Genomic DNA, 11050 nt, shown 5'->3' with positions numbered 1-11050 from the left:
TCCATATCGAAAGTGGGTTTGGTCATGGGTCATCTCTTTTTTGTTAATGATAAAGAAATGACACATAGTTCTGAACACTACCATAAAACGTCACAGGGAAATCCCTAAGCTCTCAGCCCAGGTGGCTTCAAGGATGAATTTGCAGCCAGAGGATATATTTGACATCAAGGGCATCTATGACAGTACAAAAATTGTCGGGGCGCAGGAGCTGGCAGGGAAATAGTCTTCCCCGCATGGCCCATCCGCTATCGTGACTGCCCAGATTGCCAACTAAATCCATTTCCGATCTCCAATTGTCTCGATCTATTTTGGAAGGGAATTGATTGCCAGGCAGATGAAGTGATTAGAATGCCACATGCATAACCATAGGGCGTGGGCTCTCACTGAGAGCCCAAATGTATAAGGCGGATTTTAAAAGTACATGGTGCTATTGCGGTAATCAATTATCAAGCGACCATCAGTGAAGTAATCCAGCCCTAAAAGCAGGAAAGGTTTGTCGTTATAGCCCAGGTTATCAAAAACCGAAAGATCCGCGACATAGACATTGGATTCCATAATGGGGAAGTCACCTAGCCGATAGCCCACCTGATATATTTCGGTTTTCTTTTGCTTGTGCCCGCCAAGGCCCGAGCTGGTGCTTTCCTTCCCTACCCCTACATTGCTCAGTATTGAGAAAAGTGTGCTGTTGATAAAGCTGTGATGGGCGCCGGTATCGAGAATGACATCCACCTCTGTCCCCGCAAAGCTAGCCCTGGTCTTGATAAAATCATCGTCAACATAAAAGGGGACTGCCCTCAAGTTTTCTACCTTGTCTGCTGGGCAGCTGTCCTGCGCCAGGTTAAAGCGGCTGTTGATAAAGTCGAACTCTATGCAGTAATGCCGAAGGTAGTTGTGGCCAATAATGCCGGGGATCAGGCCGTTGCTCAGCGTCAGGCTCTGCAAATCCTGAAAGATATATTCAATGTCAGAAATGGCCTGACCTAGCAGGGAAGTATGGCCCACTGTGCCGGAGATCATCTCCCTTTTTCCCGTTGCTCCCTGGACTTCCTCTTTATCGATGGCCTCCTGGGGCAGTTGCAATTTTTCCAGCAAATTTTCCGGTAGTACGCCCGAATTGGCTGCGGTATCAATGATTAACGGGTAATCCTGGACTCGGCCAATATCGCCGTATACGTAAGCATGCCCCGCATCCGTCATTTTCATTGGCAGGCTGGTAAAGTGCTCTTGAGGGGGCACACGAGCGGTTGTACAGCCGTTGATCAGAGCCGCTGCGGCCAGAGAAGATATTACTTGTTTCATAAAGTTTGCCCCTTGTACTACTGTTCGGTGATCTATATAGGGCAGTATCCGGGGGAAATGTCAGGGAATTATCAAGAAGCTTAAGGTTGTGTCCTAAAGCGCAGGATGAAGGTGCAGCCTCGGTCGGTATTGCTGGAGACTTCCAGGCTTCCGGCCATCAGCTCGGCCAGTTGCCGACTGATGGCGAGCCCCAATCCCAGGCTCTTTTTATCACTGCGCGCCGGGTCCTGGCGGTAGAAACGTTCGAAGATTTTATGCTGTTGATTTTTGCTCAATCCGGGGCCCTGATCCGTAATCCGAACGGTGGTCCACTCACTTTCGGGCGCAACGCTCACGCCCAGATAGCCGCCTTCAGCAGCGTATTTGAAGCCATTGTCCAGCAGGTTGATGAGTATCTGGCGCAAGCGGGAAACGTCCACAGAGGCTTCGCGTCTATCAAGGATTTCAAGCGGCATCTCCATATTCTCAGCCCTGGCTCTTTCCTTATAGTTGCTGTGTATCTCTACAACCACATCTGCCAGTGCAATCCACTGGGGGTGAATTTTCAGCTGGCGGGCCTCAGTGAGGGAAAGCAGATTGAGATCTTCAACAATCCGCTTGATTGCCTCAAGATCTGAGAGCAGATACCCCAACTGTATGCGGTCTGAGGGTACTATACCGTCTTGCATGGCCTCAATACGGGATTGTATCCCGGTTAAGGGAGTACGCAACTCGTGGGCGAGGTCGGAACTCATATGCTTGTACTGCTGGTTCATATCCTGGAGCCAGGCAGCTAGGTGATTGAAGCTGTGGATAATTTCCCCCACCTCGTCGAGCCTTGCCACTGGCATCCGCGTATCCAGCATACCCTGTTCCAGCTGTTTGAAATTAGCCTTGAGGACTTTCAATGGGAGCAGGAAATACCACGCCCCCAGCCAGGAAAGGACTATCGCCACCAAAGACAGCGCCAATAAGGTCAAGGTGAAATCGTTGTTCAGCTGCTCTTTAAGCCTATCCTGTTTTTTGCCCTGATCCACCAGGGTCTCCGGTAGCCAGTAGAGTGTTAAGGGGCCAGTGTTTACATCAACATTGAGACCCGGGTTTTTAAAGTGAATCACACTCTTGTGCCCGTTCTGGTCGGTTAACGTGAGCTGTACTCCACTTGCCAGTGAGGTACTTTTCAACTTTAGCGCAGCCCGGTCAAAGTTATCCGCAATGAGTTTTTGCCCATTGAATACAGCAAAAAATTGGTTAGAATACTGCCGGTTTAAAAAAGAGAGAAGTTCTTCGGCATTTTGCAATGGCGGGTGTTGGCGGATTTCTGATAAGACCAGTTTATTATCCAACAGGGCATCGCCTATCACCACAGAGCTGCGCTCCTGGAAATCCACGATTGCATTGTTTGTGCTGATGAGTGACAGAAGGTAATAACTACCCAGCAGTGCCAAGGTGCTGACAGCTACCAGCAGTGCAATTTTGCTGGTCAGCTTCATTGAATAACCTTGCGCCCGATAAACTGGTAGCCCTGACCATAGCGTGTTGCAATAAACCGTGGTGACTGCTTACTTTCCTTGAGCTTCTTTCTCAAGTTGGCCATGTGAGTATCAATAGCGCGGTCTGTTACCTCCGCGTGGGAGTTCCAAACTTTGTCGAGTAGTTGCTCCCGGCTTAATACCCTGTTGGGCGCATCTGCCAAAACTGTCAGCAATGCGTATTCCACTGGGGTGAGATTGAGTTGTTCCCCATCGCAAAGTACTTGCCTGCGGGGCAAGTCTATGTCGAGTCCCTCGTACTGAAGCTTACTGCTCTGCCTTCCGAGCTTGCTGCGCTTTAGTAGGGCGCTGACCCTAGAGATCAGCTCGCGGGGGCTGTAGGGCTTACACAAATAGTCATCGGCGCCGAGATCAAACCCCTCAAGGCGGTCCTCCTCACTGACTCTGGCGGTAACCATGATAGACGGTACGTTCAGGCTGACTGCCTGACGTAGCAAGTCCCTGCCATCCCCTTTGGGCAGCATCACATCCAAAATGGCAAGGTCTATCTCGATATTGTTAAGTGCCCTGGCGCCGTCAATCGCATTATCGAAATGTAGTACTTTGTAGCCTTGTTTTTGCAGGTAGAGCACTAATATTTCAGAGCTGTTCCTGTCATCCTCTACATAGAGGATGACATAGTTATCAATGGGCATATTAAGGTGTTACTCAGTAAATCAGGGGCTGTTTTATTTTATAGCCACCCGATATGAAAAGAATACCCTGGATCGGGACTTTTCTGAGGATTACCTCTCTAAGAGAAAGATCAGGAAGCTATTGCTGGATGGTTAAGCCGTAGAAAATTTTTTCCTCAATCCGTTGAGGTAAAATTTAGAAAGTGTAACTAACGCCTGCAATAAGAAGATGTCCAAAACTCTGTATTAGCGAAATAGCCTCATTATTCATAGGCTGATGTATTTTTCCAAGCGACTTGGAAAGTGGATCGTCAGTTGTGTCAGTTTTGGATCGGGTGCGTCCAGCGCTCGGAAGCTTCTAGTATACCGGCGTACAGAAGCTTCAGCAAGCTATCCTCATTGCTGAGGCCGCCTTTGATCTTGGTCAACTTGCGGAACTGCCGGTGTACAGCCTCAACCGTATTAGTGGTAAAGATCGGGGTACGGATGTACTCCGGATATTTGAAGTAGGTCGAGAGGGTTGGCCATTTGCCACGCCACGACTTGATCACCATCGGATATTTATCTCCCCACTTAGCCTCCTGTTCATTTAGGGCATTCTCAGCAGCATTGAGCGCTGCCGCTTTATAAACGCACTTCAGATCAGTAAGCACTCAATAAACCCCATCTAAAAACCAGAAACCTATCCAGACACAATATTGCCGAGCTCTTATGCACAGGGCTCTACTTCAGGCGCAGCCTCTACCTCATCGAAGAAGCCGTATTGATCCGATGACTGCCCGCTACGAGACATCGACAAATGGATCAGGCGAAAATTGTGTTGTTATACCTGGAAGCAATAGGGAAGCAACGGTTATCGAAAACTGCGACGTCTGAGTATAATCGTTGGACGGCGTGGTACACAGCAAAATCCGCCCACGGCCCCTGGTGATTGAGTAAGAGCCCAGCCCTTTACAGGGCCTTGCCGAATCGATATTTTGCTGTCTTGGGATTGCCATCGTTGGCAATGTGATAAGAAATAAGGAAGTGAACCACCGTGGTAGGTGACCCGGATGCCCGGTGGTGTGAGAGGGGGGGTACCGTGAGGTGCCTCCCTATCCCGATTATGTGATTTTCATCTTCTGTATACCCATTTATGGTGAAGGTATTGAGTTTGGAAAGGTCAAGAATATGGAGAAATCAAACCTTACCCGGAGTTGAATTACTTTCGGCGAGCTATATCAAGTTTGAGTTTTCAAAGCATTGGCATGATGAATTAGCTATCGGCATTATCGAGGATGGCGCAGAAGGATTGTTTTATAGAGGGAATAATATTTTGGTTCCAAAGCATCATATCGTTGCAATTAACCCTTCAGAAGTGCATACAGGCTTTGCTGGTGCGCCCAAAGGCTGGCGATATCGAATGTTCTACTTTGACTTACCAACATTGGTAAAACAGTTTGAATACACTGATCTACCAATGGCCCCTATCATCGATAAGCCTGTCATAGATGATCTGCATTTGTTTAATGAGCTTTTGCAACTGCACCTCTCGCTAGAGATATCGAGTTTCGATTTAACAAAAGGTTCTTTGCTCGCTATAACTTTAGAAAAACTTTTCACAAAGTATGGATCAATCAAACCAGTTGATAATACGAGAAATATTGATATTGAAAGTGCGTACATAGCTAAAGATTTCATACATGATAATTGGGAAAGAAATCCATCACTCCTTGAACTAGAGGCTGTATCAGGTTGTACTAAATTTCAGTTAATTCGTAGTTTTAAAGAGTTGTTTGGTATTACACCACATCAACTTTTATTGTTAGTCAAAGTGAAAAAGGCTAAGAAACTTTTATCCGAAGGTATGAGTTGTGTCGAGACTTCTCTTACTTGTGGTTTCTATGATCAGAGCCACTTTAGCCGAAATTTTAAGCTTGCTTTTGGAGTTACACCATCAAACTATATGTGTTCGTAAGCCTGTTAGGGGGCCAAAGGCAATTCCGCATTCTAAGAATGCGGAATTTTACTTATGTTCACGATTAATACAGCTTTAGCCCTTCATAAGGCTTGACCTTTAATGACTCAAGCCTTGTCTGTAATGAACCACAGTGAACCTCAAGTTTATGACCATCAGGATCAAGAAAATAGATTGAGTCTCCCTCACTACTATTTTTCTTCCATTCAGGAACATCATTTACCTGAAGTCTTTCACGCATAGCATTGATATTTTCAATATCTATTTCAAAGGCGATATGTGTGTAGTCTTGACTTGGAGAGCTTTTATCAACGGAAACGGACAAGCAAAACCATAGATCATCAAGAGATAAATATGCACCTCTCGTCCATTTTGCATGGGGCTTCATACCTAAAAGTTCAACATAAAATTCAAATGATTTCTCAAGATTTTTTACTGCAATTGTGATGTGATTTAGAGATTTAAGCACGAGCTTCCTTAGTAAACATAATCGGGATAGGGAGGCACCTCACGGTACCCCTTTTCCCACACCACCGGGCATACGGCTCACCTACCCCGGCAGTTCATTTTCTCATCACATTGCCAACGATGGCAATCCCAAGACAGCAAATATCGATTCGGCAAGGCCCTGTAAAGGGCGGGGCTCTTACTCAATCACCAGGGGCCGTGACCGGATTTTGCCGTGTTCCATGCCGTCCAACGGCCTATACTCAGACGTCGCAGTTTTCGATAACCATTGCACCCCATTGCTTCCAGGTATAACAACGCAATTTTCGTCTGATCCATTTGTCGATGTCTCGTAGCGGGCTCAGTACTTCCACTATGTCAAAGTACGCTTTCCAACCAAGCAGGTATTTTCTTAAATCCGCGATGACATAAGACAGTTTATGGCCTCTCGTTCGACGACTCAGCGCCCTAATCCGTTGCATTAGCTTGAAGATGGCTTTGCTCGCTACCTTCAGGCGATATCCACGTCGGGCACTGAAGGTGAACCCGGGGAAACTCCGTTTCCAGGGGCGGTCTACCGCGCTTTTCTCGTCATTTACCCTGAGCCGGAGAGTCGTTCGATAAAGCGCTGCAGACTTCTCTTTTTTCGCTCAGCCGCTCTTTGACTTCCAGCAAAGATCTGGGAGTCATCTGCGTAGCGGCTAAAGTTGCGGCCTCGCTTTTCCAATTCCCAATCCAGTTCATCCAATACGATATTGGCCAATAGCGGAGATAGTGGACCTCCCTGTGGGACGCCTTGCATATTTTCCGCTATTTCCCCATCAATTTGCACCGGGGTTTTCAAGTATCGTTGGATCAGTTTAAGGAGCACAGAGTCCTGTATACGCTCTTTAAGCCGATACATCAGCCGGTCGTGGTTGACAGTATCGAAGTACCTTTACAGGTCCAGGTCAATTACCCAGCGCTTTCCACACGTGACGATATCTCTTGCGTGTCGAATAGCCTGGAGAGCACTACGCCGAGGCCTGAAACCGTAGCTGTGAGGGTGGAATGTCAGTTCCCAAAATTGTCCGATAACTTGGGCTATGGCCTGCTGGATAAAACAGTCGATAACCGTCTGTATACCCAACTTGAGCAGCTTGCCATCGGACTTGGGAATTTCAACTCGCCTGACGGCCTGGGGCGGATAATGGCCTTCAGTATGGAGAGTCATACCTACTATGCCGTCTGCTGATTCCTGTACTGCTATCACGCTAAATTGCTTTACCGCCAGTTGTTCCCTCAACACAGCACAGACCTCCCTGGGTAAGACACTTAACCTTCCTCGCGTAGAAGTCGGATTTATAAAACATAAGCCAAATTGCAGATGGAGCGCTTAATGGCCACGTGCCCACTGGCCCCTCTTATTTCACATCTCATGTCCGATCCTTTTACATCACCCTACGATTTTGCCTTGGACTTCCTCCAGCCAATTCCTCGAAGAGTTAACCTTGCCCTTTGGCTAACCCTCGGCTCTGCGAATACCTGGTACGAGGACTTTCACCTCGCTAGCTAAGCGTCATGCCTGGCACACAGGCTTACAGAAAACGCGCCGCTTTTTGGCGTCGCTTTGCTGTTTTTGTCATGTGCTGCACTAGACCAGTTGCGCCCAAATCTGGTTGTCCACCATTAACCACCCAGATACAGCTAATAAACAACTAGCATAGAAAATATTTAAACTTTTTTCATAGCGATTACTATTTGATATCTTAGCTAATAGCTCACCCGCTTTCACCCAAGCAAGATGCATTGAAATATTAAGAATTGCCAGCCATATAACTAACACTAAAATACCTCGTTCATTAAAAACCAACTGAGCCTGCTCTGTAAAAAGAGTAAACATTAGGAATATCATTAGCCAGCCTTTACTGTTCAATGCTTGTATAATTAAACCATCTGAAAAGCCCAAACACTTTTGGGTATTTTGTGATGTATTGCTGCTGTTTCTGATGAATTTCACGGCTAAATACACAAGATATATTGCACCAAGGGCTTGTAGGATATTCATAATATTTGGGTAAGTGTGGACAACCTGTCCAAACCCGTAACCGATAATGATTGATTTCATTATAAATACCATGTCGACACCAGCAACTAACGGAATAGAACGTTTTACACCAACTTGTGCCCCTGACGCAGCAAACACAATGTTTGCTGGCCCTGGGCTAGCAACCAACGGAAACATAACACCTAACCACATGATAAATAAGCTCACATTGACAACCTCCTAAATTAGAGGTTTTCAAGCTAATCGAACCTAGAAGGATAGTCTTGTACAAAATTGAAACTTAAGGAATCTCTGAATAATTTCGAGTCAATTTGGTAGTATTCAGCTATCTGTCAAGATAGCGATGAATCATGCACCAAGTCACCTTTGCCGAAGCAGAATATAAACTAAAGCGCCGTATAACTCGCCGTGAGAAGTTTCTTTCTTAGATGGATATTCTCAATCCATGGTAACGACTCGAAGCTCAATTAGCGCCTTGTTATCCACGAGGTAAGCGTGGCCGGCAGCCGTATCCATTGAGTATCATGCTGCGCATACATTGTATGCAGCTGTTTTATAATCTCAGTGATCCGGATATGGAAGAGGCGCTATATGAGATTGAATCTATGCGTAACTTTTCCGAATTGACTTTAAGCGGCCCAATTCTCGACGAGACAACGATTCTTAACTTTCACCACTTAAATGGTATACAGAACTTGCAAAAGCTGAGCTCTTAGTAAGTGTTCAGGCGGAATAGACTCACGGTCGAATTCAGCATATGCTGAGTCCAGCAACCAATCTATGCGTTTAAGCACGAGGTTAAAGAGCGTTCGGATTGCACGTAAACGGTGCTTTTTAGGAATGAAAGATTCCAGGTGAACGGTTGTGAACAAAGCTTCTTGGGTGATATCAGCGCCGCGCATTACTGAAATAGTAACAAACCGCCTCAAGTTGGCCAGGGTAAAGAGCTTTGGTCAGAAGCGCTTGAGGAAAAGGCGTGCGATATACATCAGGTATGTTGTGTGGAGACGAACGCAAATGAACCGCTGATGAAGTGTCGAAAGCTGATTACCTAGATGATGTCAAAACCCGTGCACTGGCTAAGTATGGGGATAAGCTTAGAGGCCACCTGTATACCGACTAAGCGGCATCCGGCATAAAGACGGCGTGAACACACAACGAGCTTTTGGGTGGAGCAGGAGAGGAGTTAAAGAAGAGCGTCAAGTAGAGGCCCTGCAAGACGTTGAGTACCAAGACTGGGCACAGGGGCGGAACAACCCGTAGTAGTGATGAAGCGACTGTAATGGTCATGGAGCGAAGGGGTGGTCGTATTCGGTAACTAACCATGTAATCAACCCAGAGGGGGAGGAATTAACGATTAGCGCAAAGCCATTCAACATTCTCAAACGGACGGTTTGGGAAGCGTGGAAGCAGAGCAAGGCCAATGAGGGCGGTGCAAGGATCTACGGGATAACGATAGAGCAATATGAATCGAATCTCGCCAGAAACCTGTACAAACTATGGGATCGACAGTCATCTGGCAGCTACTTTCCATCAGCCATCAAACGAGTGGATATTCCTAAGCTTGATGGTAGTCTGCGACCCATGGGTATTCCCACAATCGAAGATCGCATTGCACAAATGCTGGTCAAGCAACTGCTGGAGCCAGAATTGGAGAAGGTATTTCACCCTGACTCCTATGGTTATCGGCTTGGCAAGTCTGCTATAGACGCAGTGCGTCGAGCCAAACAACGATGCCGGAATAGAATCTGGGTAGTTGATTTAGACATCAAGGGTTTCTTTAAAAATATTAATCACGAACACCTACTGAAGGATTAGACCACTACAGCTGATCGGTGGGTAAGTGATATCTCACTTCTCGATGAAGCACTCTCTAATGGCAGTAGCAATTTCATACGCTTAGATTGGATACCATAAATAAAGATGTCAGCATAGATATCAGAACAGGCACCCGGCTCCAAATAGCCTAGCCTGATAGCCGAGAGTAGCTATACCCAGGCCTTGGCTAACAATTGTTACTTGAATATGAAAAGCTAGCAGCATAAAGTGTGCACAAAAGAGCCAGCAGGTCATATCGCCATTCTGAGCATTAGGCCTCTCAATATTACTGGATTCTCAAATGGAAAAAATTGCCATACTTGTTGATGTGCAAAATGTTTATTACACATGCAGGCAAATCTATAAACGAAACTTTGATTACAATAAGTTTTGGTCCGAAGCGACGGGTGGAAGAGAAGTGGTTAAGGCGGCTGCTTATGCCATCGACCGTGGCGATAGAAAGCAGTATGAATTTCAAAATATCTTGAGATCTATTGGCTTTGAAGTGAAATTAAAACCCTTTACTCAAAGATCCGATGGCTCCGCCAAGGGTGATTGGGATGTAGGAATAACTATTGACGCCATAGAGTATTCAAACCTGGTAGATACTATAGTTTTAGTCTCAGGAGATGGTGACTTTGACATTCTTGCTCATAAACTTAGATTAGACCGAGGCAAGAAAGTTGAAGTATATGGCGTACCAGAGTTGACAGCTGCCTCATTGATTAATGCAGCGAGCAAATTCACTCCAATTGAAAAAAAACTATTGCTCGACTAACCACGAACGGAATTCCTAGGGAGTGTCTGAATAATGCCGTAATACCTCTGGTTTTCAGAGTGTGAATCGCTCTGCGCCCCCAAAGGGCGAGCCTTGAAGGCCCGCAGAGATATTACGGCATTATTCAGAGGCTCCCTGGCTCTTTTACAAAATTATCGACGTCGATTACATTCGCTTCAAAGAAGATAACAGCTAACGAGCATTATATTGATACAAATGCTCTATATGGCTCTTGAGGCTCTAGCATCAGATGTAGTAGTTCAGACTTGATCTGACAGTTACCGGTTTTTCAGAAGGTGCTTTGTCAGGTCAAATTCAGTTTACGAGTTTTTCCTTCCAGATGCTTTTTCCATCTTCAAGTGTTGCCATCGGAGTGCGGCCACAACACTTTTTACCCTGATGGGTACGGTCATTATTGTAATATGTGAGCCATTCGTCCAGATCCTTTTGTAACTCTTCTATTGATCCATAGATCTTCCGGCGTAATGAAGGCTGGTAGAACTCTTGTAGAATGGTTTTATGGAAGCGCTCACAGATGCCGTTGGTTTGTGGATGCCT

General features: G+C 46.1%; 12 protein-coding genes and 3 pseudogenes. 4 read left to right on the top strand and 11 right to left on the bottom strand.

The window, feature by feature from the left end:
• Nucleotides 1–411: 411 nt before the first annotated feature.
• From ACCI49_RS21820 to ACCI49_RS21805, 4 genes and pseudogenes are all read right to left on the bottom strand, one after another.
• On the bottom strand, nt 412–1299 hold the full coding sequence (locus ACCI49_RS21820; RefSeq protein ID WP_371841350.1) for a pepsin/retropepsin-like aspartic protease family protein: 888 nt from the start codon (nt 1297–1299) through the stop codon (nt 412–414).
• An 80-nt stretch (nt 1300–1379) separates the two neighbouring features.
• Nucleotides 1380–2771: a sensor histidine kinase gene (locus tag ACCI49_RS21815; RefSeq protein ID WP_371841349.1), complete on the bottom strand. Its 1392-nt coding sequence runs from the start codon at nt 2769–2771 to the stop codon at nt 1380–1382.
• The gene (locus tag ACCI49_RS21810; protein ID WP_371841348.1) at nt 2768–3466 is read right to left on the bottom strand and encodes a response regulator transcription factor; all 699 of its coding nucleotides are present in this window, start codon (nt 3464–3466) and stop codon (nt 2768–2770) included. Before ACCI49_RS21810 ends, ACCI49_RS21815 begins: the two co-directional genes overlap by 4 nt.
• Before the next feature lie 246 nt (nt 3467–3712).
• Nucleotides 3713–4095 (bottom strand): annotated as a pseudogene (locus ACCI49_RS21805) (transposase); the annotation flags it as partial.
• 497 nt (nt 4096–4592) lie between these two features.
• On the opposite strand from ACCI49_RS21805, the gene ACCI49_RS21800 reads away from it, so the two are divergent.
• On the top strand, nt 4593–5402 hold the full coding sequence (locus ACCI49_RS21800) for an AraC family transcriptional regulator (RefSeq protein WP_371841347.1): 810 nt from the start codon (nt 4593–4595) through the stop codon (nt 5400–5402).
• A 64-nt stretch (nt 5403–5466) separates the two neighbouring features.
• On the opposite strand, the gene fos is transcribed toward ACCI49_RS21800, so the two are convergent.
• The 5 genes and pseudogenes from fos to ACCI49_RS21775 form a co-directional block, all read right to left on the bottom strand.
• The gene (gene fos / locus ACCI49_RS21795; RefSeq protein WP_371841346.1) at nt 5467–5871 is read right to left on the bottom strand and encodes a fosfomycin resistance glutathione transferase; all 405 of its coding nucleotides are present in this window, start codon (nt 5869–5871) and stop codon (nt 5467–5469) included.
• Nucleotides 5872–6112: 241 nt separating this feature from the next.
• Nucleotides 6113–6331, bottom strand: coding sequence for a group II intron maturase-specific domain-containing protein (locus ACCI49_RS21790; RefSeq protein ID WP_371841345.1), 219 nt, complete (start codon nt 6329–6331; stop codon nt 6113–6115).
• A 113-nt stretch (nt 6332–6444) separates the two neighbouring features.
• Nucleotides 6445–6768 (bottom strand): annotated as a pseudogene (locus ACCI49_RS21785) (reverse transcriptase domain-containing protein); the annotation flags it as partial.
• An 18-nt stretch (nt 6769–6786) separates the two neighbouring features.
• Nucleotides 6787–7137 (bottom strand): RNA-dependent RNA polymerase family protein, encoded by a 351-nt coding sequence (locus tag ACCI49_RS21780; RefSeq protein ID WP_371841344.1) that lies wholly within the window; start codon nt 7135–7137, stop codon nt 6787–6789.
• 345 nt (nt 7138–7482) lie between these two features.
• Nucleotides 7483–8103: a LysE family translocator gene (locus tag ACCI49_RS21775; protein ID WP_371841343.1), complete on the bottom strand. Its 621-nt coding sequence runs from the start codon at nt 8101–8103 to the stop codon at nt 7483–7485.
• Between the two features lie 260 nt (nt 8104–8363).
• On the opposite strand from ACCI49_RS21775, the pseudogene ACCI49_RS21770 reads away from it, so the two are divergent.
• Nucleotides 8364–8612: pseudogene (locus tag ACCI49_RS21770) on the top strand (transposase); the annotation flags it as partial.
• On the opposite strand, the gene ACCI49_RS25150 reads toward ACCI49_RS21770, so the two are convergent.
• Nucleotides 8574–8798 carry a transposase gene (locus tag ACCI49_RS25150; protein WP_503629705.1) on the bottom strand — a complete coding sequence of 75 codons (225 nt, stop codon included), beginning with the start codon at nt 8796–8798 and terminating at the stop codon, nt 8574–8576. The pseudogene ACCI49_RS21770 and the gene ACCI49_RS25150 overlap by 39 nt on opposite strands.
• Nucleotides 8799–9444: 646 nt before the next feature.
• Here ACCI49_RS25150 and ACCI49_RS21765 point away from each other — a divergent pair.
• Together ACCI49_RS21765 and ACCI49_RS21760 are read left to right on the top strand one after the other, a co-directional pair.
• A complete protein-coding gene (locus tag ACCI49_RS21765; RefSeq protein WP_371841342.1) occupies nt 9445–9714 on the top strand; it encodes a reverse transcriptase domain-containing protein in 270 nt (89 codons plus the stop codon).
• Nucleotides 9715–10015: 301 nt separating this feature from the next.
• Entirely contained in the window at nt 10016–10492 is a 477-nt protein-coding gene (locus ACCI49_RS21760) for a LabA-like NYN domain-containing protein (protein ID WP_371841341.1), read from the top strand.
• 315 nt (nt 10493–10807) lie between these two features.
• On the opposite strand, the gene ACCI49_RS21755 is transcribed toward ACCI49_RS21760, so the two are convergent.
• The coding region (locus ACCI49_RS21755; RefSeq protein WP_371840492.1) for an integrase core domain-containing protein at nt 10808–11050 on the bottom strand (243 nt) is incomplete at its 5' end.

The sequence above is a fragment of the Microbulbifer epialgicus genome, from assembly GCF_041447265.1.
Taxonomy (GTDB): Bacteria; Pseudomonadota; Gammaproteobacteria; order Pseudomonadales; family Cellvibrionaceae; genus Microbulbifer; species Microbulbifer epialgicus.
Note: the sequence above shows the minus strand (reverse complement) of the source record. Positions and strands in the feature narration are given on the sequence as shown.

Coding starts and splice junctions, on each gene's coding strand:
- ACCI49_RS21820 (WP_371841350.1), bottom strand. CDS start 1,299: ATGAAACAAGTAATATCTTCTCTGGCCGCAGCGGCTCTGATCAACGGC.
- ACCI49_RS21815 (WP_371841349.1), bottom strand. CDS start 2,771: ATGAAGCTGACCAGCAAAATTGCACTGCTGGTAGCTGTCAGCACCTTG.
- ACCI49_RS21810 (WP_371841348.1), bottom strand. CDS start 3,466: ATGCCCATTGATAACTATGTCATCCTCTATGTAGAGGATGACAGGAAC.
- ACCI49_RS21790 (WP_371841345.1), bottom strand. CDS start 6,331: ATGCAACGGATTAGGGCGCTGAGTCGTCGAACGAGAGGCCATAAACTG.
- ACCI49_RS25150 (WP_503629705.1), bottom strand. CDS start 8,798: ATGCGCGGCGCTGATATCACCCAAGAAGCTTTGTTCACAACCGTTCAC.
- ACCI49_RS21760 (WP_371841341.1), top strand. CDS start 10,016: ATGGAAAAAATTGCCATACTTGTTGATGTGCAAAATGTTTATTACACA.